This is a genomic window from Cellulomonas sp. APG4 (assembly GCF_009996735.1).
GTDB lineage: Bacteria > Actinomycetota > Actinomycetes > Actinomycetales > Cellulomonadaceae > Actinotalea.
In genome coordinates, this window is record NZ_JAACYI010000004.1 from 104,407 (window position 1) to 130,999 (window position 26,593).

At 73.9% G+C, this 26,593-nt stretch carries 28 protein-coding genes; 11 read left to right on the plus strand and 17 right to left on the minus strand.

Going from position 1 to position 26,593, the window contains the following annotated elements:
- Nucleotides 1-9 precede the first annotated feature (9 nt).
- The gene (locus GXB85_RS05100) at nucleotides 10-1,296 is read right to left on the minus strand and encodes an adenylosuccinate synthase (protein ID WP_161916563.1); all 1,287 of its coding nucleotides are present in this window, start codon (nucleotides 1,294-1,296) and stop codon (nucleotides 10-12) included.
- A gap of 132 nt (nucleotides 1,297-1,428) precedes the next feature.
- Entirely contained in the window at nucleotides 1,429-1,839 is a 411-nt protein-coding gene (locus GXB85_RS05105) for a DUF3151 domain-containing protein (RefSeq protein WP_161916564.1), read from the minus strand.
- 101 nt (nucleotides 1,840-1,940) lie between these two features.
- On the opposite strand from GXB85_RS05105, the gene GXB85_RS05110 reads away from it, so the two are divergent.
- Nucleotides 1,941-2,276, plus strand: coding sequence for an STAS domain-containing protein (locus tag GXB85_RS05110; protein ID WP_161916565.1), 336 nt, complete (start codon nucleotides 1,941-1,943; stop codon nucleotides 2,274-2,276).
- A 15-nt stretch (nucleotides 2,277-2,291) separates the two neighbouring features.
- On the opposite strand, the gene GXB85_RS05115 is transcribed toward GXB85_RS05110, so the two are convergent.
- The gene (locus tag GXB85_RS05115) at nucleotides 2,292-4,388 is read right to left on the minus strand and encodes a SpoIIE family protein phosphatase (protein ID WP_161916566.1); all 2,097 of its coding nucleotides are present in this window, start codon (nucleotides 4,386-4,388) and stop codon (nucleotides 2,292-2,294) included.
- 175 nt (nucleotides 4,389-4,563) lie between these two features.
- Between GXB85_RS05115 and GXB85_RS05120 the strand changes: the two genes are divergently transcribed.
- Entirely contained in the window at nucleotides 4,564-5,034 is a 471-nt protein-coding gene (locus GXB85_RS05120) for an STAS domain-containing protein (RefSeq protein WP_161916567.1), read from the plus strand.
- Between the two features lie 76 nt (nucleotides 5,035-5,110).
- Here GXB85_RS05120 and fbaA read toward each other — a convergent pair whose 3' ends face one another.
- The 4 genes from fbaA to GXB85_RS05140 all read right to left on the minus strand — a co-directional run bounded on the left by fbaA (nucleotide 5,111) and on the right by GXB85_RS05140 (nucleotide 9,171).
- Nucleotides 5,111-6,133 (minus strand): class II fructose-bisphosphate aldolase, encoded by a 1,023-nt coding sequence (gene fbaA, locus GXB85_RS05125; RefSeq protein ID WP_161916568.1) that lies wholly within the window; start codon nucleotides 6,131-6,133, stop codon nucleotides 5,111-5,113.
- 163 nt (nucleotides 6,134-6,296) lie between these two features.
- The gene (locus GXB85_RS05130) at nucleotides 6,297-6,986 is read right to left on the minus strand and encodes a TrmH family RNA methyltransferase (RefSeq protein ID WP_370524008.1); all 690 of its coding nucleotides are present in this window, start codon (nucleotides 6,984-6,986) and stop codon (nucleotides 6,297-6,299) included.
- Nucleotides 6,983-8,236: an ABC transporter permease gene (locus GXB85_RS05135; RefSeq protein ID WP_161916569.1), complete on the minus strand. Its 1,254-nt coding sequence runs from the start codon at nucleotides 8,234-8,236 to the stop codon at nucleotides 6,983-6,985. Before GXB85_RS05135 ends, GXB85_RS05130 begins: the two co-directional genes overlap by 4 nt.
- Complete coding sequence (locus GXB85_RS05140) at nucleotides 8,233-9,171, minus strand: ATP-binding cassette domain-containing protein (RefSeq protein WP_161916570.1); 939 nt, start codon at nucleotides 9,169-9,171, stop codon at nucleotides 8,233-8,235. Before GXB85_RS05140 ends, GXB85_RS05135 begins: the two co-directional genes overlap by 4 nt.
- 181 nt (nucleotides 9,172-9,352) lie before the next feature.
- Between GXB85_RS05140 and GXB85_RS05145 the strand changes: the two genes are divergently transcribed.
- Nucleotides 9,353-10,093 (plus strand): HAD-IIA family hydrolase, encoded by a 741-nt coding sequence (locus GXB85_RS05145; protein ID WP_161916638.1) that lies wholly within the window; start codon nucleotides 9,353-9,355, stop codon nucleotides 10,091-10,093.
- Nucleotides 10,094-10,147: 54 nt separating this feature from the next.
- Complete coding sequence (locus GXB85_RS05150; protein WP_370524009.1) at nucleotides 10,148-10,939, plus strand: YwiC-like family protein; 792 nt, start codon at nucleotides 10,148-10,150, stop codon at nucleotides 10,937-10,939.
- Between the two features lie 161 nt (nucleotides 10,940-11,100).
- Here the strand turns inward: GXB85_RS05150 and GXB85_RS05155 are convergent, their stop codons facing one another.
- Genes GXB85_RS05155 through GXB85_RS05175 form a run of 5 tightly spaced genes read right to left on the minus strand, consistent with a single transcriptional unit; the run spans nucleotide 11,101 to nucleotide 14,541 of the window.
- Entirely contained in the window at nucleotides 11,101-11,670 is a 570-nt protein-coding gene (locus GXB85_RS05155; protein WP_161916571.1) for a LemA family protein, read from the minus strand.
- A 14-nt stretch (nucleotides 11,671-11,684) separates the two neighbouring features.
- Nucleotides 11,685-12,374, minus strand: a complete 690-nt coding sequence (locus tag GXB85_RS05160; RefSeq protein WP_161916572.1) for a DUF3137 domain-containing protein — start codon at nucleotides 12,372-12,374, stop codon at nucleotides 11,685-11,687.
- Nucleotides 12,367-13,059, minus strand: coding sequence for a DUF3137 domain-containing protein (locus tag GXB85_RS05165; RefSeq protein WP_161916573.1), 693 nt, complete (start codon nucleotides 13,057-13,059; stop codon nucleotides 12,367-12,369). Before GXB85_RS05165 ends, GXB85_RS05160 begins: the two co-directional genes overlap by 8 nt.
- Nucleotides 13,060-13,091: 32 nt before the next feature.
- Nucleotides 13,092-13,706, minus strand: a complete 615-nt coding sequence (gene pyrE / locus GXB85_RS05170) for an orotate phosphoribosyltransferase (RefSeq protein ID WP_161916574.1) — start codon at nucleotides 13,704-13,706, stop codon at nucleotides 13,092-13,094.
- 10 nt (nucleotides 13,707-13,716) lie between these two features.
- A complete protein-coding gene (locus GXB85_RS05175; protein ID WP_161916575.1) occupies nucleotides 13,717-14,541 on the minus strand; it encodes an SDR family oxidoreductase in 825 nt (274 codons plus the stop codon).
- Between the two features lie 88 nt (nucleotides 14,542-14,629).
- On the opposite strand from GXB85_RS05175, the gene GXB85_RS05180 reads away from it, so the two are divergent.
- From GXB85_RS05180 to GXB85_RS05190, 3 genes are read left to right on the plus strand one after another with little or no spacing between them, the layout of a single operon-like run.
- Nucleotides 14,630-15,430 carry an exodeoxyribonuclease III gene (locus tag GXB85_RS05180; protein WP_161916576.1) on the plus strand — a complete coding sequence of 267 codons (801 nt, stop codon included), beginning with the start codon at nucleotides 14,630-14,632 and terminating at the stop codon, nucleotides 15,428-15,430.
- Nucleotides 15,431-15,490: 60 nt separating this feature from the next.
- A complete protein-coding gene (locus GXB85_RS05185) occupies nucleotides 15,491-16,285 on the plus strand; it encodes a DUF4190 domain-containing protein (RefSeq protein ID WP_161916577.1) in 795 nt (264 codons plus the stop codon).
- Complete coding sequence (locus GXB85_RS05190) at nucleotides 16,282-16,875, plus strand: septum formation family protein (protein ID WP_161916578.1); 594 nt, start codon at nucleotides 16,282-16,284, stop codon at nucleotides 16,873-16,875. The genes GXB85_RS05185 and GXB85_RS05190 overlap by 4 nt, the downstream gene beginning before the upstream one ends.
- A 93-nt stretch (nucleotides 16,876-16,968) precedes the next feature.
- Here GXB85_RS05190 and GXB85_RS05195 read toward each other — a convergent pair whose 3' ends face one another.
- From GXB85_RS05195 to clpB, 3 genes are all read right to left on the minus strand, one after another.
- Nucleotides 16,969-17,817, minus strand: a complete 849-nt coding sequence (locus GXB85_RS05195) for a hypothetical protein (protein ID WP_161916579.1) — start codon at nucleotides 17,815-17,817, stop codon at nucleotides 16,969-16,971.
- A gap of 2 nt (nucleotides 17,818-17,819) precedes the next feature.
- A complete protein-coding gene (locus tag GXB85_RS05200; RefSeq protein WP_161916580.1) occupies nucleotides 17,820-18,416 on the minus strand; it encodes a sigma-70 family RNA polymerase sigma factor in 597 nt (198 codons plus the stop codon).
- Nucleotides 18,417-18,540: 124 nt separating this feature from the next.
- Nucleotides 18,541-21,162 (minus strand): ATP-dependent chaperone ClpB, encoded by a 2,622-nt coding sequence (gene clpB / locus GXB85_RS05205; protein WP_161916581.1) that lies wholly within the window; start codon nucleotides 21,160-21,162, stop codon nucleotides 18,541-18,543.
- Between the two features lie 142 nt (nucleotides 21,163-21,304).
- Between clpB and GXB85_RS05210 the strand changes: the two genes are divergently transcribed.
- From GXB85_RS05210 to GXB85_RS05220, 3 genes are all read left to right on the plus strand, one after another.
- On the plus strand, nucleotides 21,305-22,285 hold the full coding sequence (locus GXB85_RS05210) for a hypothetical protein (RefSeq protein WP_161916582.1): 981 nt from the start codon (nucleotides 21,305-21,307) through the stop codon (nucleotides 22,283-22,285).
- A 71-nt stretch (nucleotides 22,286-22,356) separates the two neighbouring features.
- Nucleotides 22,357-22,752, plus strand: a complete 396-nt coding sequence (locus GXB85_RS05215; RefSeq protein WP_161916583.1) for a universal stress protein — start codon at nucleotides 22,357-22,359, stop codon at nucleotides 22,750-22,752.
- Entirely contained in the window at nucleotides 22,749-23,723 is a 975-nt protein-coding gene (locus GXB85_RS05220) for an alpha/beta hydrolase (protein WP_161916584.1), read from the plus strand. Before GXB85_RS05215 ends, GXB85_RS05220 begins: the two co-directional genes overlap by 4 nt.
- Here the strand turns inward: GXB85_RS05220 and GXB85_RS05225 are convergent.
- The gene (locus GXB85_RS05225) at nucleotides 23,704-24,195 is read right to left on the minus strand and encodes a septum formation family protein (protein WP_161916585.1); all 492 of its coding nucleotides are present in this window, start codon (nucleotides 24,193-24,195) and stop codon (nucleotides 23,704-23,706) included. The two genes, GXB85_RS05220 and GXB85_RS05225, sit on opposite strands and share 20 nt — an antisense overlap.
- A gap of 138 nt (nucleotides 24,196-24,333) precedes the next feature.
- On the opposite strand from GXB85_RS05225, the gene trmB reads away from it, so the two are divergent.
- Complete coding sequence (gene trmB / locus GXB85_RS05230; RefSeq protein ID WP_161916586.1) at nucleotides 24,334-25,086, plus strand: tRNA (guanosine(46)-N7)-methyltransferase TrmB; 753 nt, start codon at nucleotides 24,334-24,336, stop codon at nucleotides 25,084-25,086.
- Nucleotides 25,087-25,109: 23 nt separating this feature from the next.
- Here trmB and GXB85_RS05235 read toward each other — a convergent pair whose 3' ends face one another.
- Complete coding sequence (locus GXB85_RS05235; RefSeq protein WP_161916587.1) at nucleotides 25,110-26,387, minus strand: hemolysin family protein; 1,278 nt, start codon at nucleotides 26,385-26,387, stop codon at nucleotides 25,110-25,112.
- Between the last annotated feature and the right edge of the window lie 206 nt (nucleotides 26,388-26,593).

The window sequence follows — 26,593 nt, forward strand, 5'->3', positions numbered from 1 at the left end:
GACCGGCGCTCAGCTCAGCAGGTCGTGGCGCACGATCGTCGCCTCGCGCCCCGGGCCCACGCCGATCGCCGAGATGCGGGTGCCCGACATCTCCTCGAGCGCGAGCACGTAGCGCTGCGCCGCGGCGGGCAGCTGGTCGAACTCGCGCACGTGCGAGATGTCCTCCCACCAGCCGTCGAGCTCCTCGAAGACCGGGGTCGCGTGGTGGAAGTCGCTCTGGTTCGACGGCATCTCGTCGTGCCGCACGCCGTCCACGTCGTAGCCCACGCACACGGGCACGCGCTCGAGGCCCGTGAGGGTGTCGAGCTTGGTGAGCACCAGGTCGGTCAGCCCGTTGACGCGCGTCGCGTAGCGCGCGATCACCGCGTCGTACCAGCCGGTGCGGCGCGGGCGCCCCGTCGTCGTGCCGTACTCGCCGCCCTGCTTGCGCAGCCACTCGCCCGTGTCGTCGAGCAGCTCGGTGGGGAACGGGCCCTCGCCCACGCGGGTCGTGTAGGCCTTGATGACGCCGACCACGCGGTCGATGCGGGTGGGCCCGATGCCCGCGCCCGTGCACGCGCCGCCCGCGGTCGCCGACGACGACGTCACGAACGGGTACGTGCCGTGGTCGACGTCGAGCATGGTCGCCTGACCGGCCTCGAGCAGCACGGTCTTGCCGGCGTCGAGGGCCTGGTTGAGCACGAGGGACGTGTCGGTGACCATCGGGCGCAGGCGCTCGGCGTAGGTCAGCAGCTCCTCGACGGTCTCCTCGACCGTGATCGCGCGCCGGTTGTAGACCTTCACGAGCAGGTGGTTCTTCTGGTCGAGGGCGCCCTCGACCTTCTGGGCCAGGATGTGCTCGTCGAACAGATCCTGGACCCGCACGCCCACGCGGCTGATCTTGTCCGCGTAGGTGGGGCCGATGCCGCGACCCGTGGTGCCGATGCGGCGCTTGCCGAGGAACCGCTCGGTCACCTTGTCCACCGTGCGGTTGTAGCCCGCGATGAGGTGCGCGGCCGACGAGACGAGCAGGCGCGAGGTGTCCACCCCGCGCGCCTCGAGCGCGTCGATCTCGCGGAACAGCACCTCGAGGTCCACGACCACGCCGTTGCCGATCACCGGGGTGACGCCCGGCGAGAGGATGCCCGAGGGCAGCAGGTGCAGCGCGTACTTCTCGCCGTCGATGACGACGGTGTGGCCCGCGTTGTTGCCCCCGTTGAACTTCACGACGTGGTCCACGCGTGAGCCGAGCTGATCGGTGGCCTTGCCCTTGCCCTCGTCGCCCCACTGGGCACCGAGGACGACGACGGCTGGCATGTGGGTTCCTCCGGTCGCACACGGGCGCGCACGCATGCAGCACCCGGCCACACGGGGCGGTGGCCGGATCGAGGCTACCCGAGACGGTGCGCGGTCAGCCGTGACCCCGGGCCCCGCAGCGGCGGTGGCGGCTCAGCGCAGCGCGGCGACCTCGTCCGCACTCGTCCCGCAGTCGACCAGGAACGTGCGGCAGCGCTCGGCCTCGTCGTCCTCGCCGATCGCGGCCGCGGCCTCGGCGAGCGCGAGGAGCGCCCGCAGGAACCCCTGGTTCGGCCCGTGCCCGACCGGCACCGCGCCGCGCCCGCGCCAGCCGGCCCGCCGCAGGGCGTCGAGGCCACGGTGGTAGCCGGTCCGCGCGTAGGCGTACGCGGCCACGGGCTCGTCGGTGGCCAGGGCCCCCTCGGCCAGGACGGCCCAGGCGAGGGACGACGTCGGCGTGCGCGCCGCGGCCTCGTCCGCCCTCACCCCCGACTCGAGGTCGCCCCGCACGCGGGCGTCGACGTCGGGCAGGTGCGTGGGCTCGGGGGCGAGGAGGTCGTCCATGCGCCCATCGTGCCCCACGGCCACCGGCTGGTCGCGACGGTCCGCCGTCGGTATGGTCGACCGACGCGCTGAAACCCCTGGAGCGCACGGAGAGCCATCCCATGATCGAGATCGCCACCTCGGCCGCCACCGCGAGCCTGGTGATCACCGGTGACCTCGACCTCGCCGAGCGCGAGCAGTTCCCGGAGATCGCCGCACGCGTCACCGGCCTGCGCCGCCAGCTGCTGGTGATCGACATGTGTGGCGTCACCTTCATGGACTCGACCGGCGCCGCCTTCCTCATCTCCCTCGCGGACTCGGCACGGCGTCGCGGTGGCGCGACGGTGCTGCGCGGGATCGACGAGCGCGAGCTCTTCGTGCTCGAGGTGTGCGGTGCGCTCGACCTGTTCCGGATCGACGAGGAGCACGCCTGCCCCGTCGAGCGCGCACCGGCCTGACCTGGCGCCCGCGGCTCAGCGGTCCCGGGCCGCGCTGATCGGCTGGGGTCGCACGCGCGCCCACACCAGCTTGCCGCTGCCCGCGGGGCGCCAGCCCCACTCGCCGAGCCGCTCCACGATCCGCATGCCGTAGCCGCCCACCCGCCCGGGGTGGCCGTCCGTCGTGACCGGCGGCACGGGGTTGGAGTCCTCGACCTCGATGCGCAGGCCCTCACCCGTGTCGAACAGACGCAGCACCACGTGACCCCACCCGTGCATGACCGCGTTGGCGACCATCTCCGAGACCACGAGCTCGGCCGACTGCGCACCGGGGATGCCCCACGTCTCGCACGTGCGCACGACGGCGTGCCGGGCACGGGCGATCGACCCGGGCTCGCTCGGCAGCGACCAGCGCCTGCGGCGCGGCGACGTGAGCGAGCGCGGGTCGGCCTGCGGATCGGGCACCCGGACGACGACCACGGCGACGTCGTCCTCGGGCTGGTCCGCGAGTCGCAGCAGCAGCTCCTCGCCCACACCGGCGGCGTCCTGCGTGCCCACGTCGCGCGCCACGGCCTCGAGGGCCGCGATGCCTTCACGCAGGCCGCGGTCGCGCCGTTCGATCAGCCCGTCCGTGTACAGGACGAGCAGGTCCCCGGGCTCGAGCAGGTGGGTGCCGGTGGCCCGGCCCGCCTCGCCCCCACCGAAGCCGACCATCGGCCCCGCGCCGCCGTCGAGGCGCGTGACCTCCCGGCCGCGCGCGACGACGGGCGGCAGGTGCCCCGCGCGCGAGTAGCGCAGCAGCCACCGCTCGGCCCGTCGCTCGAGGGTCGCGAGCACGAGGCTCGCGGAGCGCGGCACGCGCATGCCCGCCACGAGCTGGTCCACACGGTTCAGCACGTCACCCGGGTCGGCCGGGTCGTGCGCGTAGGCCCGCACCACCGAGCGCAGCTGGCCCATCGCGGCGGCGGCCTCGACGTCGTGCCCGACGACGTCCCCGATCACGAGCGCGACCAGGTCGTCCTGGACCTGGAGCACGTCGAACCAGTCCCCGCCCACCTGGGCGTGGCCCGCGCTCGGGGCGTAGTAGCTCCACACGTCGAGGTCGTGCACGTGCGCCTGCTCCGGGAGCATCGCGCGCTGGAGGGTCTCGGCGAGGCGGTGCTCTCGCGCGTACAGCCGCACGTTGTCCGCAGCCATGCCGACGCGTCGGACCACCAGGTGCAGCACGGTGCGGTCGTGCTCGTCGAGCTCGGCCGCACCGCCCGGGCCGTGGGGCACCGTCACCAGCACACCCAGGTTGCGGCTGCGGCCCGGCACGGCGTGCACCAGCACGGGGTACGGCGGGGTGCCGCCGCGGCGCACCTGGGTCACGACCGCGCAGGTCGCGGGGCCCAGCGCGTCCGCGCGCGGGTCGATCTCGACGGGTCCCTCGACACGACCCGCGAGCAGGTCGGCCACCGGGTCGGGACCGGCGGGCTCGGGCCGGCGCCCCGCACGGTGCGCCGCCTCACGCCGCTGCTCGGCCCCCGACTCGTGGTGCACGCCGATGCCCTCGGCCGCGCGCAGCCCACCGTCGTCCAGGAGGAACCCGGCCCACGCGACAACCTCGGGGCACAGCAGACGCGCGATCTCGCGCAGCAGCGTGGGGTTGTCGACGTCCGAGAGCAGCTCGGAGACCTGGGCCACGAGCTGGAGGCCGTTGCGCACGCGCCGCTCGACGGCGATCGACCTGCGCTGCTGGTCGTCGCGTCGCACCTGCGCGGTGACGTCCACCTGCACGCCCACCCACTGGACGACCCCGCCCGCGGCGTCCCGCACGGGTGTGATCGTCACCTGGTTCCAGAAGGTGGTGCCGTCCTTGCGGTAGTTCAGCAGCGTCACGGTCGCCCCACGGCGCTCGCGCACCGCGCGGCCCAGCTCGGCCGAGGCCGCCGGGTCCGTGCCGGGCCCGTGGAGGACGTCGGGGTTGCGGCCGCGCACCTCGTCGAGCGTCCAGCCGGTGGTGCGCACGAACGCGTCGTTGACCCACATGATCGGGCCACCGGGTGCGGCGTCGGTGATGACGAACGACACGTCGGTCGCCTGGAGCGCGCGGTTGCGCACCTCGACCAACGACGCGCGGGAGGGCGGCACGGGACGGGAGTTGACCACCACCACCTCCGATCGTCTAGCGTTCAGCACACACGAGAGCCCGCGGGACGTCGCCTTTGATGCCGCTCCCCGGGACGCCACCACCGTGGTGGGCTCGGGCGACGCAGGCGAGGGGAGTGTCGTGCAGGACGGTAACAGCCGGACCCCCCACGGGCCCATGGACGGTGACGACCTGATCGAGGTCCACGAGGACACCCCGCGCGCCCCCGCGGCCAGCAGCGGACGCGGCTCGGAGCCGGGCAGCGTCCACGTGATCGTCCACCCCGAGCGCACCCAGGTGGTGCTCGTCGGCGAGGTCGACGCCGACCTCGCGGCAGACCTCCAGGAGGCGACCTCCGACGCCGAGGGCACCGGCCTGCCGATCGAGATCGACGCCGGCCAGGTCACGTTCATGGACTCGTCCGGCATCGCGTTCCTCGCGCGCATCGCCACCCGCAGCGCGCACCCGGTGCGCATCCGCAACGCACCCGAGACGGTCCGGTTCCTGCTCGAGGTCACGCGCATCGGCGAGCTCCTCGAGGTGGTCGAGGACGGGGACGACGACGCCGAGTCCGTGGACCACGGCCTGCCGACCATCGGCCTCGCCGACCGCTCGCGCCGGGGCCCCGAGCCCGACGGCGTGGCCTGAGCCGCACCCCTCACGAACGACGACGGCGCCGTCACCCTCGCGGGTGGCGGCGCCGTCGTGGTGGTGACGCGGTGCGTCAGCCGAGCTTGTGCCCCGCCGAGCGGAGCTGCTGGCACGCCTCGGCGATGCGCTGGGCCATGCCGGCCTCGGCCAGCTTGCCCCAGGCGCGCGGGTCGTACGTCTTCTTGTTGCCGACCTCGCCGTCGATCTTGAGCACGCCGTCGTAGTTGGTGAACATGTGGCCCACCACGGGACGCGTGAAGGCGTACTGGGTGTCCGTGTCGATGTTCATCTTGATCACGCCGTTGTCGACGGCCTCGGCGATCTCGGCCTCGGTCGAGCCCGAGCCACCGTGGAAGACCAGGTCGAACGGGTTGGTCTTGCCGACCTTGGCGCCCACCGCGTCCTGGATCTCCTTGAGGATCGCGGGACGGAGCTTGACCGCACCCGGCTTGTAGACGCCGTGCACGTTGCCGAAGGTCAGGGCCGTGAGGTAGCGACCCTTCTCGCCCGTGCCGAGCGCCTCGACCGTCGCGAGGCCGTCCTCGACCGTGGTGTACAGCTTGTCGTTGATCGCGGCCTCGTGGCCGTCCTCCTCGCCGCCCACGACGCCCACCTCGATCTCGAGGATGGTGCGCGCCGCGGCCGAGAGCTCGAGCAGCTCCGCCGCGATGACCAGGTTCTCGTCCAGCGGGATGTCCGAGCCGTCGAACATGTGCGACTGGAAGGTGGGCAGCTTGCCCGCCTTGACCTGCTCGGCCTCGATGGCCAGCAGCGGACGCACCCACGAGTCGAGGTTCTTCTTGGTGCAGTGGTCCGTGTGCAGGGCCACCGTCACGGGGTAGTTCTTGGCGACCTCGGCCGCGTAGGCGGCGAGGGCGAGCGAGCCCGCGACGCGGTCCTTGATCGTGGCGCCAGACGCGTACTCCGCGCCGCCCACCGAGACCTGGATGATGCCGTCCGACTCGGCCTCGGCGAAGCCCTGCAGCGCGGCCGTGAGGGTCTGCGACGACGTGACGTTGACGGCCGGGTAGGCGAACTTGCCGTCCCGCGCGCGGTCGATCATCTCGTTGTAGACCTCGGGCGTGGCGATGGCCATGAAGACTCCTGCACTCTGGAGGGGGTGGTCTTTTCCCGCCAATGGTGGCACGGATCGCGGAGCAGGTGGCCGGGACCTCCGGGACCCGGACGGGGTGCCCGCGGAGTGCTAGGCGCACCGACCCGGCCGGTCGGCTGCCGGTCACGTCGCGGTCAGGCACGGGTCACGTGTGCAGCGCCACCCAGGCGTGCATCGCGATGGCCGCGGCCGCGGCGGCGTTGATCGAGCGGGTCGAGCCGAACTGCCGGATGTGCAACACGGCGTCGCACGCCTCGCGCGCCGCGGGCGACAGCCCGTCGCCCTCCTGACCGAACAGCAGCACGCACGCACGCGGCAACGGGTACCCCTCGAGCGCCACCGAGCCCGGGAGGTTGTCGACCCCCAGCACGGGCAGCCGTGCGCCGTCCGGCCCCGCCGTCGCCGCCCACGCACGCAGGTGGTCGACGTCCGGGTGGTGCCGCACGTGCTGGTACCTGTCCGTCACCATCGCGCCACGTCGGTTCCAGCGACGCCGGCCCACCACGTGCACCTCGGCGGCGGCGAACGCGTTCGCCGTCCGCACCACGGAGCCGATGTTCAGGTCGTGAACCCAGTTCTCGACGGCCACGTGGAACGGGTGGCGGCGAAGGTCGAGGTCGGCGACCACGGCCTCGACCGTCCAGTACCGGTAGCGGTCGACGACGTTGCGCCGGTCGCCGTGCTCGAGCAGCTCGGGGTCGTAGCGTCGCACCCCGTCGACGTCGAGCTCGGGCCACGCGTCCCGGCCACCCGGCCACGGGCCGACGCCCACCTCGCGCTCCGCGTGGCCGTCGGGGACCTCACCGTGCGGCAGGGCGCGCCCGGGACCGGTCACCGGTGGCGCCAGGCCTGGCCCACGCGCAGCCGGCCCGAGGTGTGCAGCACCGAGCCCTCGTAGAGACGGGCCGCGAGCAGCACGAGCGCGACGGCCGTGCCGAGCACCACGAGAGCCGCGACCACAGGCTCCCAGGGTTCGGCGTTGCCCAGCACCACGCGGGCCGGCATCAGCAGCGGTGCGGTCACCGGGACGTACGAGAGCAGCCGCTGGGTGGGTCCGGGGTCCATCGCGAAGATGGCCGCGAAGAACGGCAGGATCACGAGCACCTGCATCACGACCGTCGTGGACTGGAGGTCCTCGACGCGCGCGGCCAGGGAACCGCCCACGGCCCAGAGCCCCGCGAGCATCACGAATCCGAGGACGAAGAACAGCACGAACCAGCCCGAGGCGGCGAGCAGCTGCTCCACCACGGGCCCCTGGCCCGCGAGCGCCGCCCCCACGAGCCCGCCACCGACGATCACGGCCACCTGGCCCACGGCCATCGCGGTGTTGCCGATCACCTTGCCCGCGAGCAGGGCGCGCACCGGCACGGCCGCGACCAGCAGCTCGACCACCCGGGACTGCTTCTCCTCGACCACGCTCTGGGCGATCGACATGCCGAACGTCAGCACCGACAGGTAGAAGAGGAACGCGAACGCGAGCACCAGCAGCTCGGGCGGCACCGAGCCGCTCGGGAGGGCGTCGAGCAGCACGACCGTGGGCGGGGCGGGGTCCGTGAGCGCGGCGACGTCGGCCGCGTCGAGCCCCTGCTCCTCGGCGGCCGCCGCCACCTGGAGCCGCCCGGACGCTGCGCTCACGAGCAGCTCGATCTCGACCGGCACGCCCTCGCCGCCCAGCAGCCGCAGCTCCTCGAGGCTCTCGCCCACGACGGCGGCGTCCACGTCACCGCCGCGCACCATGCGCGCGACGTCGGTCTGCTCGTCGACGGCGACCACCTCGACCTCGGCCGCGGGCAGGCCACCGCGGCCCAGCAGGGCGAGCTCGACCCGCACCTCCGAGCCGTCGTCGGCGTCCTCCTCGCCCGCGGCACCGCCCAGGTCGGCCGCGAGGCGCGAGGCAGCCACGGCGGCCTCGCCCTGGGCGGCGACGCGCAGCTCGGGCGTGCGCTGCTGGAGCAGCACGGGGATGACGGTCGCGGCGGTCACGAGCAGGAGGAGGAACACCGTGGTGCCGAGGAACGCCTTGTCGCGCAGCTTCACGAGCACCTCGCGGCGCGCGATGACGCCGACCACGCCCCACGAGCTCATCGCACGGCCTCCCGGAAGATCTCGGCGAGCGTCGGGACCACGGGCGTGAGCTCGCGCACGGCCCCGTGGGCCTGTGCCTGCGCGAGCAGCGCCTGGTCGTCGGCGTCCTCCGCGAGGTCGACCACCACGGTGCGACCGTCGTGGGCGTGCAGGCTCACGCCCGGCACCTGCTCGAGGAACGCGGCGAGGCCCGTCGGCGCGCCCTCCGCCGCGGGTGCACGCTCGTCGGGGAACGGGTCCACCACGAGGCGCAGACGACGCCCGGCACGCCGTCGGCGCAGCTCGCCCGCCTCGCCCGCGGCGAGCACGCGGCCCTGGTGCAGCAGCACGACGTCGTCGCACAGTCGCTCGACCAGCTCGAGCTGGTGGGAGGAGAACAGCACCGGGACCCCCGCGGCGGAGCGCTCGCGCAGGTGCTCGGCCATCGCGTCGACGGCGATCGGGTCGAGTCCCGAGAACGGCTCGTCGAGCACCAGGAGCACCGGGTCGTGCACCAGGGCGGCCGCGACCTGCACGCGCTGCTGGTTGCCGAGCGACAGTGACTGGAGCGCGTCGTCGGCACGGTCCGCCAGGCCCAGGCGTTCGAGGAGCTCGTGGGTGCGGCGCCGCGCCGCCTGCGCGCCGAGCCCGTGCACGCGGCCCAGGTGGACCAGCTGCTCAGCCACGCGCATGCGCGGGTACAGCCCGCGCTCCTCCGGCATGTACCCGAACGTGCGGCGCACCTCGAGGGTCAGCGGCCGGCCGTCGAAGGTCACCTCGCCCGAGTCCGGGGCGAGCACACCCATGACGATGCGCATCGCCGTCGTCTTGCCCGCACCGTTGGCGCCGATGAAGCCCGTCATGCGGCCGGGCCGCACCGTGAAGCCGACGTCGTCGAGGGCCGTCCGGTCACCGAACGTGCGGGTGACCCCCGCGAGCGTGAGCTCCTGCGCCACGAACCGTCCCTCCTGCGAGCCGACCCGTCGAGCCTAGCGGCCTGGTCGGTGCCCCCACGGGGCGTGCGTGGCTGCGTACGCTGGGGCCCGTCGCCAGGACGTGGCGCCCACGCGGCGCCGGAGGAGGAGTGCCGTGACCCGCGAGCGCGAGCAGCGAGAGATCCACAGCTGGCTCACCGACATGGACGGCGTGCTGGTGCACGAGGGCAAGGCCCTGCCGGGCGCCGCGGACTTCGTCCGGACGCTGCGCGACAAGGAGCGTCCGTTCCTCGTCCTGACCAACAACTCGATCTTCACCGAGCGGGACCTGCGGGCCCGGCTGCGCACCGCGGGCATCGACGTGCCCGAGGGCGCGATCTGGACCTCGGCCCTCGCGACGGCCCAGTTCCTGCACGACCAGGTGCCCGGTGGCAGCGCCTACACGATCGGCGAGGCCGGCCTGACGACGGCGCTCTACGAGGTCGGCTACACGCTCACGGAGTCGGACCCGGACTACGTGGTGCTGGGCGAGACCCGCACGTACTCGTTCGAGGCCATCACCAAGGCCATCCGTCTGATCCAGGGCGGGGCGCGGTTCATCGCGACCAACCCCGACGTGACGGGGCCGAGCGCCGAGGGCGACCTGCCCGCGACGGGGTCGGTCGCCGCGATGATCACGGCCGCGACCGGACGCAAGCCGTACTTCGTGGGCAAGCCGAACCCGATGATGTTCCGCTCGGCGCTCAACCAGATCGACGCGCACTCCGAGACCACGGCGATGATCGGCGACCGGATGGACACCGACGTGGTCGCGGGGATCGAGGCCGGCCTGCGCACGTTCCTGGTGCTCACGGGCTCGACGCAGGAGCACCAGGTCGAGCGCTTCCCGTTCCGCCCGGCCGAGGTGGTCCCGTCGATCGCGGAGCTCGTCGAGCGCATCTGAGCACAGGGACCTAGGTCCCGGCCGTCTCAGGGCGCGCTGCCTAGCGTGCGGCACGTGTCGAGCCTGACCACCGCCCCGGTCCGACGGCGCGGCGCGCGTGGGCCCGGCTGGGTGCCGAACCAGCACGGGGCCTGGGCGATGCTGCTCGCGCCCACGCTGCTGGGCGCCCTCGCGGGCGGCGCCCGTCCGGTGCACCTGCTGCTGGGGCTGGCGTGGTTGGTCGCCTACCTCGCGTTCTTCGCGACGGGACTGTGGCTGCGCGCACGTCGGCGCGCCCGCTACCGCCCGCCCGTCGTCGCGTACGGCACCGCGACGGTGGTGCTCGGGAGCGTGCTGATCGCGGTCGAGCCGCGCCTGCTCACCTGGGCCGCGGTCTACGTGCCGTTGCTCGTGGTGAGCCTGGGCTACTCGTGGCGCCGCCAGGACCGCGCGCTCGGCAACGACGCGGTGACCGTGGTGGCGGCGTGCCTCATGGCCGTGGTCGCGTACGGCCTCGGCGCGCGCGGTGCGGCCGACGGCGGCGCAGTGCCGGGGGCGTCGTCGGGCGAGGCCTGGGAGCTCGCCGCGGTGCTGCTCGCCTACTTCTTCGGCACGGTCCTGTACGTCAAGACGATGATCCGCGAGCGGCACAACCCGGCGATACGTCGCGCCTCGGACGCGTACCACGCCGGAGTCGCCGTCGCGGCGTGGGTCGCACCGCTCGCCTGGCCGGTGGCGGCGGTGCTCACCCTCGTGGCCGTGCGCGCCGTCGTCGTCCCGCGCCGGTGGCCGGGCACCTCGCCCCGCGCCCTCGGCCTGGGCGAGATCGCCGCCACCACCGCCCTCGCCCTGACCCTCCTCCTCTGACCCACCCCCCCTGTCCAAACGTTCGAAGGCGAACGTCGGCGCAGAGGTGGCCGTTCAGTACCCGCCCATGCGCGCGGGTGCTCGAACCTGCGGCCCCGTGAGGGGGTGGCTGCGGGAGCGCGGTCAGGAACCGCAACGACCGCCGACGGGCGGGCGCGTGGTCAGAAACCGACGCGCGGGGCGGCGCGGACCGCCGGGTCCTCGATCTCGAAGTACTCGGCGCGCGTGAACGAGAACATGTTCGCGACCACGTTGGCCGGGAAGCTCTCGACCTTGGTGTTGAGCGCACGCACGTTGGCGTTGTAGAAGCGACGCCCGGCGGCGATGCGGTCCTCCGTGGTCGCGAGCTCGGTCTGGAGCTGCGCGAAGTTCTCGCTCGCCCGCAGCTGCGGGTAGGCCTCAGCGACCGCGAACAGCCGGCCCAGGGCAGCGGTGAGCTGGTTCTCCTGCGCGGCCTGCTGGGCGGGGCCCGTGCCCGACGACGCCGCGGCGGCCCGTGCCGTGGTGACCTCGTCGAACACGCCGCGCTCGTGCGCCGCATAGCCCTTGACGGTCTCGACCAGGTTGGGGATCAGGTCGTGACGCCGGTGCAGCTCGACGTCGATCTGCCGCCAGGACTCCTGCACCAGGTTCCGCAGCCGCACGAACCCGTTGTAGGTCGCGACGGCCCAGATCAGGGTGCCGACGATGATCACGCCGAGTGCGATCACGACGATCAGGACGATGTCCACGAGGTGGTCCTCTCTCAGGGTGTCCCCGGATCGTATCCGTGGTCGAGCCAGACGAACCGGGGCACGGCGTCGGCGATCGCGCACAGCACCTGCAGGCGACGCACCACGTCCTCGTACCGAGGGCTGCCCATGGTCCACGTGAGGATCGATGTTCCCTCGATGCGCAGCGAGAGGCCGTACGCGTCCGGGGCGAGCATGCGATGCATCAACCGGGGATTCACGACGTCGTGCGCGAACTTCTGGTCACGCGCCTCGACGCGCCAGCGCGCGTTGAACTCCTCGGACTCGAGCTGGATGTCCTGCCCGCCCAGACCCTTGGCGATCTTGGCCCCGAGGCCGTCCGGGGTGAGGGTGAGCGTCGGCAGGTACGCCGGGAGGTCGATCGCGACCACGTGGAACGTGTAGGTGCTCTGGTTCTTGCCCGAGCCGGTCGTGTAGCGGTAGCCGAACGACGTCGCCGGACGGCCCCGGAAACGCCCGCGCACCACCTCGCTCGTGCGCCGCGACCGGCCCACGTCGAACGGGGTGCCGTACCAGCGGGTCACGAGCCCGGAGTCGCTCCCCACGTACTCCCAGCCGGCGCTCTCGGCGAACTTCCGTGCGAGGCCCACACGGTGCCGCTGGTACCAGATGCCGAGGGCGACCACCGCCGGCACGGCCAGCAGGATCAGGAGGAAGACGCCGTCCACGCTGCCCTCACCCACCCGTCCTGGCCGGGTCGTGGCCGTGGTCGAGCCAGACGTATCGCGGGACGGCGTCGGCGATCGCGGTCAGCACGTGCAGGCGACGGGTGAGCTCGTCGTAGCGAGGTATGCCGAGGGTGCACACCAGGACGGCGTCGCCCTCGATCCGCAGGAACAGCCCCTCCGCGTCCGGCTCGAGGAGCCGCTGCATCAGCCTGGGGTGGAGCACGTCGTGCGCGAACCGCTCGGCGACGGCCTCGACCTTCCAGCGTCGGTTGAACTCCTCTGACTCGAACTGGATGTCCTGCCCTCCCAGCGCCGTGTCGACGGCGGTGAGGACCGCGACGTCGGGTGACAGCTGGAGGGTGGGGAGCGCGGCCGGCAGGTCGACCGCCACGACGTGGAAGGAGTGCGTGCGGCGCTGCTTCCCGCCGCCCGTCGTGAAGCGGTACGCGAAGGACGTCGCCGTCCGGCCGAGGAAGGTCCCGCGGATCACCTCGTGGGTCGACGGCCACCGGCCGCGACCGAACGGGTGCACCCGCCACCGGCCGACGAGCGTGGGATCGGAACCGACGTACTCCCAGCCCACCTCGCGCGCGAACGCCCGTGCGCGCCGCACCTGTCGCCGCTCGGCCTGCCACGCGAGCAGAGCGACGCCGGGCGCGACCACGAGCAGGAACACGACGAGGACTGCCTCAGCGGTCATGCTGTGCCCTTCGTCCCGGTGCCGACGACGTGTCAGTCTGTCGCTTCCTCGGCGAGGCCCAGGTCGGCGAGGTCGAACACGTGGTGGTACGGCACACCCAGCGCCTCGATGCGCTCACGCGCGCCCGTCGCGCGGTCCACGACGACGGCGACCCCGAGCACCTCTGCACCCGCGTCACGAGCGGCCTCGACGGCCGCGATGGGCGAGCCGCCCGTGGTCGACGTGTCCTCGAGCACCACGACGCGCCGTCCGGCGATGTCCGGCCCCTCGATGCGGCGCTGCATGCCGTGGGTCTTCGCCTCCTTGCGCACCACGAACGCGTCGAGGTCCTGACCGCGTGACGCGGCCGCGTGCAGCAGGGCGGTCGCGACCGGGTCGGCCCCGAGCGTCAGGCCGCCCACGGCGTCGACCTCGGCCGTCCCGAGACCCGCCTCCTCGAGCAGGTCGAGCAGCACGTGCCCGATCAGCGGCGCCGCACGGTGGTGCAGCGTCACCCGGCGCAGGTCGACATAGTAGTCGGCCTCGGCTCCCGAGGACAGCGTGACACGCCCGTGCACGACGGCGAGCTCGCGGATCAGGTCCCGCAGCTGCTCGCGCGGGGTGGCGCCCCACGGGGCCGGGCCGGTGGTCTCGGGCTGGTCGCTCACGGCGGCCAGGCTAGCGGCCCCCGCCCACGCCCTCGTCGGCCGTCCGGGTCGTGTCCACGGCCTCGCCCGAGAGCTCCTGCCGCCGCTGGAGCGCCGCGAGCGCGCGCACCGCGGCGCGCGGCAGCACCCGGGCCACCTCCGACACCAGGCCGTAGCGCAGGCTCGGGGTCGAGATCACCGCACCACGGCGCACGTCCGCGAGCGCCGCCGCGACCACCGCGTCGGCGTTGAGCCACGCGATCTCGGGCAGCTGGTCGTAGCCGAGCCCCGCGCGCTCGTGGAACTCGGTGTGCACCAGGCCCGGGCACAGCGCGGTCGCCGTCACGCCGGTCCCCTTGAGCTCGACCGCGAGCGCCTCGGTGAACACCCGCACCCACGCCTTGTCGGCCGCGTAGGTGCCGCTCGCGGTGAGCGCGGCGACCGACGACACGTTGAGCACGGCGCCCCGGCCGCGCTCGACCATCGCGCCGACGGCGGCGTGCGTGAGCACCATCACCGTGCGCACCATCACCTCGAGCGCCTCCTCGTGGCGTGCGAGGTCGCCGCCCACGAAAGGCACGCCCGGCGCGAAGCCGGCGTTGTTCACGAGCAGCCCCACCGGGTTCTCCTCCTGGCGCAGCCTGTCCGCGACGCGCTCGACGGCGGCCCGGTCGGTGAGGTCGGCCGGGAGCACCTCGGCGCGCACCCCCGCCGCGGCGCGGAGCTGGCTCGCGAGCCGCTCGAGCCTCTCCTCGTCGCGCGCCACGAGCACGACGTCGTGCCGGGCCGTGGCGAGCTGCCAGGCGAACTCGAGACCGAGGCCGGCGCTCGCGCCGGTGACCAGTGCGGTACCCATGCCGCCCAGCGTAGGCCGAGCGGGGCCGTCGGTCCCGGGCACACGCGGGCCCCGGGACGTGTGGGCGGACCCGGGTAGCGTGCGCGCCATGCGGATCGCGACCTGGAACATCAACTCGGTACGCGCGCGGGCGGACCGTGCTGTCGCGTGGCTCGAGCGCACCGGCACCGACGTGCTCGCGCTCCAGGAGACCAAGTGCAGCGACGCGCAGTTCCCGCACGCCGTGTTCGAGGCCGCGGGCTACGAGGTCGCGCACGTGGGGATCAACCAGTGGAACGGCGTCGCGGTGGTCTCGCGCGTGGGCCTGGCGGACGTCGAGGTCGGGTTCCCGGGCCAGCCCACCTTCGGAGCCGACGAGCCCGTGGTCGAGGCCCGGGCGATCGCGGCGACCTGCGGCGGGGTAAGGGTCTGGAGCCTCTACGTGCCGCACGGGCGCGCGGTGGACGACCCGCACTACGCCTACAAGCTCGCGTGGCTCGCGCGGCTGCGCGAGGCCGCCCACGCATGGGTGGACCCGACGACGGGCGACCCGGACGCGCAGGTCGCGCTCGTGGGTGACTGGAACGTGATCCCGCTCGACTCCGACGTGTGGGACGTGACGAAGTTCGACGGCCACACGCACGTGACCCCGGCTGAGCGCGAGGCCTTCTTCGCGTTCGCCGAGACCGGGTTCACCGAGGTGTCCCGCGTCCACGTCCCCGACGAGGGCCGGTACACCTACTGGGACTACCAGCAGCTCGCGTTCCCGAAGAACCGCGGCCTGCGCATCGACTTCGCCTGGACGTCGCCCGCGCTCACGCCGCGCGTGACCGGCGTGACCATCGACCGCGAGGAGCGCAAGGGCAAGGGCGCCTCGGACCACGTGCCCGTGGTGCTCGACGTCGCGTGAGTCCCCCGGACGGACGCCCGGTGGCACGCACCGCGCGCAGCGCGCACTAGGTTGGCCGCCATGAGCAGCCCGGAGCGCGACGGCGACCCCGTCGACGGTGCCCCCGAGCCCTCGACGCCCACCGACGGGTGGTCGGCCGTCGACCGTCTGCTCGGCGAGCGCGCCCCCGACCCCGCCCACACGTCGCCGTCGGGCGGGTGGGACGACGACCGTCCGTCGCCCGAGGAGCGTGGCTGGCCCGCGTCGCGTGCGCATGACGACTCGGGCTGGCCGTCGTCGCGCGGCCTCGAGTGGCCGAGCGAGGACGACGAGCGCGCCGCTGCGAGCCCCGCCGGACCGCCCACGCCCGCGTTCCCTGCGCCCCCGGCACCTGCCACTCCTCCGGCGCCGCGGCCCGCACCCTCGACGTCTCCCGCCGCGCGTGCGCCCTCGACCGCGCCGCCCGTTACCCCGCGCGACCCGTACCTGACGAGCCCGGCCACGCAGGGGTCGCACGCGTCGCCGTCGTCGAGCCCGTGGGGACCGCCCGCGCCCGCCACAGACCCGCACGCACCCCACCCCACCCCGCCGCCCACCGCAGCGACCGCGCCGCCCGGGGGGTGGCAGCAGCTCGAAGGGACCCAGTGGGAGGGGCTCGCGGTCGCGGCCTTCGTCGTGTCGGTCGTCAGCATGTTCTGCCTCAACCTCTTCGGCCCGGTCGGCATCGTGCTCGGCGCCGTCGCGCTGCAGCGGCTCGCGCACAGCGGTCGGCGCGGGCGCGGCCTCGCGGGGTGGGCCATCGGTGTGGGTGTCGTGAGCTCGATCATCGGCCTGCTGTTCCTCATCGGCGTGCTCGCGGACGAGGGGCTGCTGTGAGCGGCGGACAGCCGGCACCCGGTGCGACGCCGGGCGGGTGGTACCCGCAGGAGGCCTACTACGCGCCGGGCTGGCAGGCGCCCGCCGGTCCGCCGCCTCCCCGCCGACGCTGGGGCCTGTGGCTGGCGGCCGCTGCGATCGCCCTGGTGGTGCTCGCCGTCGTCGGGTTGCTCACGGCGCAGCTGGTGCGGGGCCTCGGGACGCGGCCCCTGGGCGAGGTCGAGGCCGCCAGGCAGGCGAACGCGCGTCAGCTCGCGCCGGGCCACTGCGTCGAGCAGCTCCCGCCCGACGGCGTGGTGGACCGCGTGACGGTGGTCCCGTGTGCCGAGCCCCACGAGGCCGAGGTGGTCGCGAGCCTCGAGCTCGACGACGGCGACTGGCCCGGCGCGCGCGAGGTGCGGCGCACCGTCGAGCGCTACTGCGAGATGGACGCCGCCCAGCTCGAGGCCGGCCACCGCGCGGTCGTGTGGACGCCGGGCGAGGAGGGCTGGGGCCAGGGCGACCGCACGGGCCTGTGCCTCGCACAAGCACCGCAGGGCGCCGTCGTCGGCTCGTGGCACGAGGGCACCCCGGTGACCCCGGCGCCCTGACCTCCTCCCCGCGAGGCCGCCACTGCGCGCCGAGGTCGCCGGTCGCGCGGCACTACCTCGGCGCGGGGTGGCGACCTCGGCGGCAGGGTGGGGTCAGGGGGTCGCGGGCGCGGTGACCTCGATGCGGGTCTGCTCACCGTCGGACCGCAGGAGGTAGGTCACGCCCGGCGTCGGCCCGCCCTCACCGCCCTCGTCGTCGAACACCTCAGGGAACGCCGGTCCGGGCCACCACGCGACGTACCGGCCGTCGGTGATCGTCGCCTCGACCTCGGTGCCGCCGGGCGTCTCGAGGGTCAGCCCGTCGACCTCGGGGCCCACCCGTCCCTCGGTGAAGGAGACGGTCGGCACCTCCTGGCCTGCCTCGGTGGGGCCGCCGAACTGGAAGAACGCCCCCTCGACGTGGCCGTCCACGCCGTCGTCGTACGCGACGTCCGAGCCGCTCGCGGCACCCGACGTGACGTAGCCCGCGTCACCCGCGCCGGGCGGCACGTGCGCAAGGCACGCGCCCACCAGGTCGCCGCCGGTGTAGAGCAGCGCGACCCAGGCACCCCGACGCTCCGCGACCACCGGCTCAGGGCTCGGCATGCGGAGCTGGTCCCGGCACGCGGCGTCGGCGACGGCGCGGTCGGCCGCGGCGAGCGTGCCGGGCGAAGCCGACCAGGACGCGTAGGCCGGGTGCGCACCGCCGAGCTGGCCCGGCAGCGCCCAGCCCACGGCCGCCAGGGCCGCAGCCGCCGCGGGGATCGCGACCCACCTGACGGCGGGCCGACGGCGGTCGGGCGGCTCGACGGCGAGCGGTGCCGCTGGGTCGCTCGCGAGGATGCGGTGCCGCGCGGCCTCGGCGCGGCGCAGCGGCACGTCGTCGACGGGGGGCGCGGGGTCGAGGCGACGCAGCATCACGTCGGTACGGGCGGGGATGAGGTCCTGCGTGCTGGTGTCCATGATCACTCCGTGCTGGCGTGCGGGGCGGTGGACGGAGCGAGGGAGCGCGCGGGCGTCGTCGGCGCGCTACCCGCGGTGGTCGCACCGGGGGCGGGTTCGGGGTCGAGCAGGCGGCGCAGACGCCGTCGGGCGCGGTGCAGGCGGAGGCGGTACGCGACAGCTGAGATGCCGAGCACCCGGCCGGCCTGCGGTGACGGGAGGTCCTCCCAGACCGCGAGCGCGAGCACCTCCTGCTCGTCGGCGGTCAGGCGCCGCCAGGCCGCGGCGAGGTCGACGTGCCGCGCGACGTCGTCGGCGGTGAGCTGCTCGGCCGACGACGGCGCGGTGGCGATGCGCACCATGAGCGCGTCACGCCGGGCCTCGCCGCGCCGGTCGTTGAGCAGGCAGCGGCGCGCGGTGCCGAAGAGCCAGGCGCGTGCGTCGTCGGGCCGCGGCGGGACGTCGTCGAGACGGCGCCAGGCGACGAGGAAGGCCTCGTGGACGACGTCCTCGGCGCGACCCGGGCCCGCGCGGCGCTGGACGAAGCGCAGGACGTCGGCGTACGTGGCGTCGTAGAGGTCGGCGAAGCGCTCCTCACGAGCGCGGCGGAGATCGGTCACACCTCTACCTGTCCGCCCACACCCCCACTGTGTCGCACGGACCTGCGCCGCGCTGCCCGCCGAGGTCGCCGCTCCCGGCCGAGGTCGCCAGGAGCGGCCGGCGACCTCGGCGCGGGGCGGTGGGTCAGCGTGTTGTGAGGGTCAGGTGGGCGCGGGCCGTCGGGTCCTCGGCCTCGGCGCGGTCGACCACCACCGTGCTGCCGTCCTCGACCTCGCCCGCGAGCAGCATCCTGGCGAGACGGTCGCCGATCTCGCGCTGCACGAGGCGCCGCAGCGGCCGAGCGCCGTAGGCCGGGTCGAAGCCCTCGATCGCGAGCCACTCGCGCGCGGCCTCGGTGACCTCGAGCGTGAGGCGTCGGTCGGCGAGCCGTCGCGCGAGGTGCTGGATCTGCAGGTCGACAATGCTGCCGAGCTCGGACAGCGTCAGCGCGTCGAACAGCACCACCTCGTCGAGCCGGTTGAGGAACTCGGGCTTGAACGCGGCGCGCACGGCCGTCATGACGGCCTCGCGCTTCGCGGTCTCGTCGAGCGCCGGGTCCACGAGGAACTGCGAGCCCAGGTTCGAGGTCAGCACGAGGATCGTGCTGCGGAAGTCGACCGTGCGGCCCTGGCCGTCGGTGAGCCGGCCGTCGTCGAGCACCTGGAGCAGCAGGTCGAACACCTCGGGGTGGGCCTTCTCGACCTCGTCGAGCAGGATCACCGAGTAGGGCCTGCGCCGCACGGCCTCGGTGAGCTGCCCGCCCTCCTCGTAGCCGACGTACCCGGGAGGTGCCCCCACGAGCCGCGCGACCGAGTGCTTCTCGCCGTACTCGGACATGTCGATGCGGACCATGGCGCGCTCGTCGTCGAACAGGAAGTCGGCGAGCGACTTCGCGAGCTCGGTCTTGCCGACGCCCGTGGGGCCGAGGAACAGGAACGAACCCGTCGGCCGGTCGGGGTCGGCCACACCGGCACGCGAGCGACGCACCGCGTCGGACACCGCCTGCACGGCGGCCCTCTGCCCGATGAGGCGCTCGCCGAGCACCTCCTCCATGCGCAGCAGCTTCGCGGTCTCGCCCTCGAGCAGGCGACCGGTGGGCACGCCGGTCCACGCCGAGACCACCTCGGCGATCTCGTCCGTGCCGACCTTCTCGGAGATCATCGGTGCGGTCGCGGGACCCTCGGCCCCCTGGGCGGAGCCTCGAGCCTCGGCGGCCTCAGCCTCGGCGATCTCCTTCTCGACGGCCGGGATGTCCTGGTTCTGGATGCGCCCCGCGACCTCCCAGTCCGCCTCGCGGTAGGCGCGGTCGAACTCGGTGCGCAGCGTGTCGAGCCGCGCGCGCAGCTCGCCCACGCGGTTGTGCCCGCCCTTCTCGGCCTCCCAGCGCGCGGTGAGCGCCGCGAGCTCCTCGCGCCGGTCGGCGAGCTCGGCCCGCAGCCGCTCGAGCCGCTCGCGCGAGGCGTCGTCGTCGGCCGAGCGCAGGTAGGTCTCCTCCATCTCGAGCCGCGTCACGGCGCGCTGGAGCGCGTCGATCTCCACGGGGGACGAGTCCATCTCCATGCGCAGGCGCGACGCGGCCTCGTCGACAAGGTCGATCGCCTTGTCGGGCAGCTGACGGCCCGTGATGTAGCGGTCGGACAGCGTGGCCGCGGCGACGAGCGCGGCGTCCGAGATGGTGACCTTGTGGTGCGCCTCGTACTTGGGCGCGATGCCGCGCAGGATCGCCACGGTGTCCTCGACGCTCGGCTCCCCCACGAACACCTGCTGGAACCGCCGCTCGAGCGCAGGGTCTTTCTCGATGCGCTCGCGGAACTCGTCGAGCGTGGTCGCGCCCACCAGACGCAGCTCGCCTCGCGCGAGCATGGGCTTGAGCATGTTGCCCGCGTCCATGCTGCCCTCGGCCGCGCCCGCGCCGACCACGGTGTGCAGCTCGTCGATGAACGTGACGACCTCGCCCTCGGCACCCTTGATCTCCTCGAGCACGGCCTTGAGCCGCTCCTCGAACTCGCCGCGGTACTTGGCACCCGCGACCATCGACGCGAGGTCGAGCGCGATCAGTCGCTTGCCCCGCAGGGACTCGGGCACGTCGCCGTCGACGATGCGCTGGGCCAGGCCCTCGACCACGGCGGTCTTGCCCACGCCGGGCTCGCCGATCAGTACCGGGTTGTTCTTGGTGCGCCGCGAGAGCACCTGCACCACGCGGCGGATCTCGCCGTCGCGACCGATCACCGGGTCGAGGCGGCCCTCGCGAGCGGCCGCCGTGAGGTCGACGCCGTACTGCTCGAGCGCCTTGAAGGTGCCCTCCGGGTCCGGGCTCGTCACGTGGCCCGAGGCGCGCACGCTCGGCAGGGCGCCGACCAGTGCGTCACGCGTGGCACCGACGGCCTGGAGCGCCTGCGCGGCGGGCGAGCTCCCCGCGGCGATGCCGATGAGCAGCACCTCTGCCGAGATGTACTCGTCACCGAGCGCCTGCGCCTCGGTCTGCGCGGCGGTGAGCACCGCGCTCATCGCGCGCGAGGGCGTCGGCTGGGCCACGGATCCGCCCGAGGCCGAGGGCAGCGCCGACCGCACGCCCTCGACCCGCTGCGCGAGCGCTCCGCGGTCCACGCCGACGGCGTCCAGCAGCCCGTTCGCGACGCCGCCGTCCTGCGCGAGCAGCGCCTCGAGCAGGTGCACGGGCTCGAGCTGCGGGTGGCCGGCCGCGGTGGCCGCCTGGATGGCGGCGCCCAGGGCCTCCTGGGACTTGGTGGTGAACTTCGACTCCACGGCTTCCTCCGGTCGATCCGACTCGTCTGACCTTCAGAACGAGCCCAGAGTTGAGCCTATTCCGCTCAACTCTGGTTGGCGAGTGGATGGCCGGCTGTGGGCGGGGGTGCCGGTGCGATCACCGCTGTGGGAGGGTCGACCCATGCGCATGCGTCCCCTCAAGGCCCTGGCCCTCGTCGGCGTGCTGGCGGTCACCCTGTCCGGCTGCCTCAAGATGAACCTCGACCTCGAGCTCCAGCCCGACGACACGATCGACGGCACGATGGTCTTCGCGGTCTCGCGAGACCTCGCGGAGTCGCTCGAGATGGACCCCGAGCAGATGGCGCAGGAGATGCGCGACGACATGCTCGCCGACAGCCCCGACGGCGCGACCGCCGAGCCGTACGACGACGGCGACTTCGTGGGCAGCACCATGACCTTCGAGGGCGAGCCGCTCGACGCGTTCGCCGGAGACGAGTCGCTGTCCATCACGCGCGAGGGCGACGAGTTCGTCGTCACGGGCGAGCTCGACCTCACCGAGGGTGCGGACGAGATGATCCCCGGCATGACGGACGACCTCGACGTGAGCGTCGCCCTCACCTTCCCGGGTGCCGTGAGCGAGCACGACGGCGAGCTCGAGGGCACGACGGTCACATGGGTCGCCGCACCCGGCGAGGTCACCCCGATCAACGCGCGCGGCAGCGCGGAGGCGAGTGCGCTGGGTGCCCTCGCGGGCGGTTCGTCGCTGCTGCTGATCGGCGGCGGGATCCTGACGCTGCTGCTCGTGGCCGCCGTCGTGCTGTTCCTCGTGCTGCGCTCGCGCAGGTCGGGCGGCCCCGCGGTCGCACCCGCGACGGCCTACGGGCCGGCCCCCGTCGCCTACCCGGGCGGCCCCGAGACGCCGTCGGTGGCCGAGTCGGCCGCCGCGCCGGTTGCGCCGGCACCGCCCGTCCCGCCCGCACCGCCTGTCCCGCCGGCGCCGCCCGCCTCGCCCGAGGTGCCGACGCCGTCGGCCGAGGCCGACCGTCCGTCGACCGACGGCGACGGTCCCACCGCCGAGACGACGCCGTCGCCCGTGCAGGACGACGCGCCCGCCGAGGCCTCCGACGACACGACGCGGCCCGACGGCGACCGCCCGTCCTGAGGAGGCACCGGGCGCGGTCCCGGGTGGCATGATCGGCATGAGCAACGTCGCCGCCGCGGAAAGGACGAGCCGTGCCGATCGTCGTCGGGTTCACCCCCACCCCTGAGGGCGAGGCCGCCGTCGCGCGCGCCGTCGTCGAGGCCCGTGCGCACGGGCAGGACCTCCTGGTGCTCAACGTGTCGGCGCGCAGCGACCCGCCCGAGGAGACGTTCGCCTCGGACGCCGAGATCGCGACGCTCGAGGAGACCCTCGCCGCGAGCGGCGTCCCCCACGAGGTCCGTCAGCTCGTCCGCGGCAAGGACCCGGCGGACGAGGTGGTCGAGATCGCCCGGGCCGCCGGTGCCGAGATGATCGTCATCGGCCTGCGGCACCGCAGCCCGGTCGGCAAGCTGCTGCTCGGCAGCAACTCCCAGCGCATCCTGCTCGAGGCCGGGTGCCCGGTGCTGGCGGTCAAGGCCGCACGATGACCACGACGGGCGGGCCCGCCTGGCAGCCCGACGTGCTGGGCGACGGCTGGGAGCAGACGGTCCTCACCCTGCCCGACGACGACCAGGGGGCCGCGGTCACCACGGTGATCCGGCACACGGGACCGCGCACGAGCCGGCACGCGGTGCTCTACGTGCACGGCTACGTCGACTACTTCTTCCAGACGCACCTCGCCGACGCGTGGACGGCGCTCGGCTACGACTTCTACGCGGTCGACCTGCGCACGCACGGCCGCTCCCTGCTGCCGCACCAGCGGCCGAACTACGTGCGCGACCTCGCGCTGCACGGCCAGGAGCTCGACCGGGTCGCGGCCCTGATCCGTGCCGAGGGCCACGACCGCCTCGTCGTGAACGGCCACTCGACCGGCGGGCTCGTCGCCGCGCTGTGGGCCCACGCGCGACGCGGTCGCGGCGTCGTCGACGGCCTCGTGCTCAACAGCCCGTGGCTCGAGCTCAACCGCGGGTGGTTCGACCGCGTGGTGAGCACGCGGTTGATCGACGTGCTCGGCCGGTTCGCCCCGTACGTCGTCGTCGGCCAGATCGCGCCCTTCTACGGCCGGCACCTGCACCGGGACACGGGCGGGACGTGGGACTACGACCTCGCGTGGAAGCCGCACGAGGGCTTCGGCGTGCGCGCGGGCTGGATGCGCAGCGTGCGGCGCGGGCACCGCGCCGTCGCCCGGGGGCTCGCGATCGACGTGCCCGTGCTCGTGTGCACGAGCGACGCCACGGGCCCGCACGACCGGTTCCACGACGCGCTCGACCGCACCGACAGCGTGCTGGCCGTCGAGCACATGCTCGAGCGAGCCCCGCTCCTCGGCCCGGACGTGACGGTGGTCCAGGTGCCGGGCGGCGTCCACGACCTCGCGCTGTCGCCCGAGCCCGCGCGCACCGCCTACCTCGACGCGGTAGCGACCTGGGTGCGCGCTCGGCTCAGCGCGCCGCGCCCTTGAGCGTCCCGGTGACCGGCTCGGCCGAGAGGAGCAGGCACGTGACCTCACGGTCGTCGAGCGCTGTCCAACCCTCCTCCTGCGGGTAGAGCAGGGTGTAGTCGAGCTCCGAGTCCTCGTAGGCCATCCCGACGAAGGTGCTGAACTCGCCGTAGCAGAACTCGTCGGCCTGGTCCTCGAGATCGGCCGGGTAGTCGCCCTCGGGGAACTCCATCGCGGCGTAGACCTCGGTGTCGTGCGGCTCGCCGCACGGGATCGCGGGGACGGACTCGACCTCGTCCGCGAGCGTGCTGGAGTCCATGCAGTCGCCGACCTTGATCGAGAACACGCTCGCGTCGGAGGCCTCGGTGATCTCACCCGTCTCGTCGTCCCGCACCGGGTCACCCGGGCCGAAGAGCGAGCAGCCGGTGACGGTGGTGGCGAGCAGGCCGGCGACCACGAGGGTGCGCGCGGCGGTCCGGGCGGTGCGGGTCATGGAGGGTCCTTCGGATCGGTTCGGCGGAGGTGCGCGAGCGCGACGCCGAGCCCGGGCACAGGGACTGTAGCGGTACGGGCGTGGGCCCCGAGAGCGCCGTCCGGGCGATAGCGTGCGTGCTCGACCAGAGGAGGCCCGGTGGACGCGGCGTCGCAGCGGTTCCGGCAGGACCCGACTCGCCCGCACGCGCCGCTACGGACCTTCCACCCGCGCCGCAGCCCGCTCGGTGCGGCCGCGGCCGAGGCCCTCGAGTCCCTGTGGCCGCGGTGGGGCTTCTCGGTGCACGACCCTGCCGACCCACCTCCCCTCGACACCGACGGCGTGCTCGACACACGCGCCCTCTTCGGCCGCACCGCCCCTCTCGTCCTCGAGATCGGCTCGGGCATGGGCGAGGCCGTCACCGCGATGGCGGCCGCCGACCCCGCACGGGACTACCTCGCCGTCGAGGCGCACGTCCCGGGGCTCGCGAGCACCCTCCAGCACATCCGCGACCGCCGGCTCGGCAACGTGCGGCTCGCCCACGGCGACGCCCTCGAGCTGCTCCGGCAGCACGTCGCCGAGGGCTCGCTCGACGCCGTCCACGTCTTCTTCCCCGACCCGTGGCCCAAGACGCGCCACCACAAGCGTCGGATCATCGCGCCCGAGCGGGTGGCGCTGCTCGTCTCGCGCCTGCGGCCGGGGGGCGTGCTCCACTGCGCCACGGACTGGGCCCCCTACGCCGAGCAGATGCTCGAGGTGCTCCGCGCCCACCCCGAGCTCTCGGTGGACCACGACGGGTTCTCACCGCGTCCGCCGCACAGGCCGTTGACGAAGTTCGAGCGCCGGGGCCTCGAGCTGGGCCACCCCGTCGCCGACGTCGTCGCGCGGCGGGTCGGGCGCACGGACGGCTGACGCCGTGCCGCCTGCGCCGGTCGTCAGCCCTCGACCGCGCGCTCGCGCACCTCGAGCCGCAGGATCCGCCGACCGTCGACCTCGGCGACGCGCAGCTCGTGACCGTCCACCGGCACCACGTCACCCACCTCGCCGAGCCGGCCCAGCCGGTCGACGACGTAGCCCGCCGCGGTCTCGTAGGGACCGTCGGCGAGCTCGACGCCGGTCTGCTCGGCGAACTCCTCGATCGTGATCCCGGCGTCCACGTCGCGCACGCCCGGCCGCGCGACGCGCGTGGGCTCCTGCACGTCGTACTCGTCGCGGATGTCGCCCACGAGCTCCTCGACCAGGTCCTCGAGCGTGACGATGCCGTCGGTCCCGCCGTACTCGTCGACGACGACGGCGATGTGCACGCCCTGCGCGCGCATCTCGGACAGCGACGGGAGCACGTGGTTGGTCGCCGGCAGGTAGAGCAGGTCGCGCGTCAGGTCGCGCACGTGCGCGTCCGGGTCGGCCCCCAGCAGCTCGCGCACGTGCAGGAACCCCACGACGTCGTCGAAGCTCTCGCCGGTCACCGGGTAGCGCGAGTACGGGCTCTGCAGCACGACCACGGACGCGTCGCGGACGGTCAGGTCCGCCGCGAGGAACGTCACGTCGCCGCGTGGCCGCATGACCTCGCTCAGCGGCCGGTCGGCCGCGTCGAAGACGTCGTTGAGGATGCGCCGCTCGTCCTCGGCGAGACCCTCGTGCGCGGCCACGAGGTCACGCAGCTCCTCCTCGGACATCTCCTCCGAGCGGGCGTGCGGGTCTCCCCCGAGCACGCGCACGACGGCGTTCGTGGACACCGAGAGCAGCCACACCACGGGACGCATGAGGGTCGCGAAGCGGTCGAGCGGCGGGCCCACGAGCAGCGCGACCGTCTGTGCCCGCTGGAGCGCGAACCGCTTGGGGACCAGCTCGCCGAGCACGAGCGAGAGGTAGGCGATGACCAGGGTCAGCACCACGAGCGAGAGGGTCTCCGCGAGCCCGCGCGGCAGGCCGAGTGCCTCGAGACCCGGCACGAAGTCCGGCGCGAGCGTCGAGGCCCCGTAGGCGGCCGAGAAGAACCCGGCGACCGTGACGCCGATCTGCACCGCGGCGAGGAACCGGTTGGGGTCGCGTGCGACGGAGGCGACCCGCGCGCCGCGCGCGCTCTCGGTCGCGAGGCGGTTGACCTGGCTCTCGCGCAGCGAGACGAGGGCGATCTCGGTACCGGCGAACACGCCACCGATGAGCACGAACAGCAGCACGAGACCGATGTTGAGGAGGGTCTCGACGTCCATCACGGCCTCACCGCCTGCGAGGTCGGGGCGCTGCTGCGCGGCGGTGGGCCGTCGGGACTGTCAGGGTCGTCCATGGGAAGGAGTGAACGAGATCACGCCGCCCGTCGTCAAACCCCTGCGCGACAGGTCTCGGATCTGCACGTATGCTCGTGCGCCACGAGGGGAGTACTTCCCCGCACCGACCCGGTCACTACGGCGCACCCGCG

Coding starts and splice junctions, on each gene's coding strand:
- GXB85_RS05110 (WP_161916565.1), top strand. CDS start 1,941: ATGATCGAGATCGCCACCTCGGCCGCCACCGCGAGCCTGGTGATCACC.
- GXB85_RS05180 (WP_161916576.1), top strand. CDS start 14,630: ATGCGGATCGCGACCTGGAACATCAACTCGGTACGCGCGCGGGCGGAC.
- GXB85_RS05235 (WP_161916587.1), bottom strand. CDS start 26,387: ATGGACGTCGAGACCCTCCTCAACATCGGTCTCGTGCTGCTGTTCGTG.
- GXB85_RS05225 (WP_161916585.1), bottom strand. CDS start 24,195: ATGACCCGCACCGCCCGGACCGCCGCGCGCACCCTCGTGGTCGCCGGC.
- GXB85_RS05145 (WP_161916638.1), top strand. CDS start 9,353: ATGGACGGCGTGCTGGTGCACGAGGGCAAGGCCCTGCCGGGCGCCGCG.
- GXB85_RS05195 (WP_161916579.1), bottom strand. CDS start 17,817: ATGGACACCAGCACGCAGGACCTCATCCCCGCCCGTACCGACGTGATG.
- GXB85_RS05100 (WP_161916563.1), bottom strand. CDS start 1,296: ATGCCAGCCGTCGTCGTCCTCGGTGCCCAGTGGGGCGACGAGGGCAAG.
- GXB85_RS05105 (WP_161916564.1), bottom strand. CDS start 1,839: ATGGACGACCTCCTCGCCCCCGAGCCCACGCACCTGCCCGACGTCGAC.
- GXB85_RS05120 (WP_161916567.1), top strand. CDS start 4,564: ATGGACGGTGACGACCTGATCGAGGTCCACGAGGACACCCCGCGCGCC.
- fbaA (WP_161916568.1), bottom strand. CDS start 6,133: ATGGCCATCGCCACGCCCGAGGTCTACAACGAGATGATCGACCGCGCG.
- GXB85_RS05135 (WP_161916569.1), bottom strand. CDS start 8,236: ATGAGCTCGTGGGGCGTGGTCGGCGTCATCGCGCGCCGCGAGGTGCTC.
- GXB85_RS05165 (WP_161916573.1), bottom strand. CDS start 13,059: ATGACCGCTGAGGCAGTCCTCGTCGTGTTCCTGCTCGTGGTCGCGCCC.
- GXB85_RS05210 (WP_161916582.1), top strand. CDS start 21,305: ATGCGCATGCGTCCCCTCAAGGCCCTGGCCCTCGTCGGCGTGCTGGCG.
- GXB85_RS05175 (WP_161916575.1), bottom strand. CDS start 14,541: ATGGGTACCGCACTGGTCACCGGCGCGAGCGCCGGCCTCGGTCTCGAG.
- GXB85_RS05185 (WP_161916577.1), top strand. CDS start 15,491: ATGAGCAGCCCGGAGCGCGACGGCGACCCCGTCGACGGTGCCCCCGAG.
- GXB85_RS05220 (WP_161916584.1), top strand. CDS start 22,749: ATGACCACGACGGGCGGGCCCGCCTGGCAGCCCGACGTGCTGGGCGAC.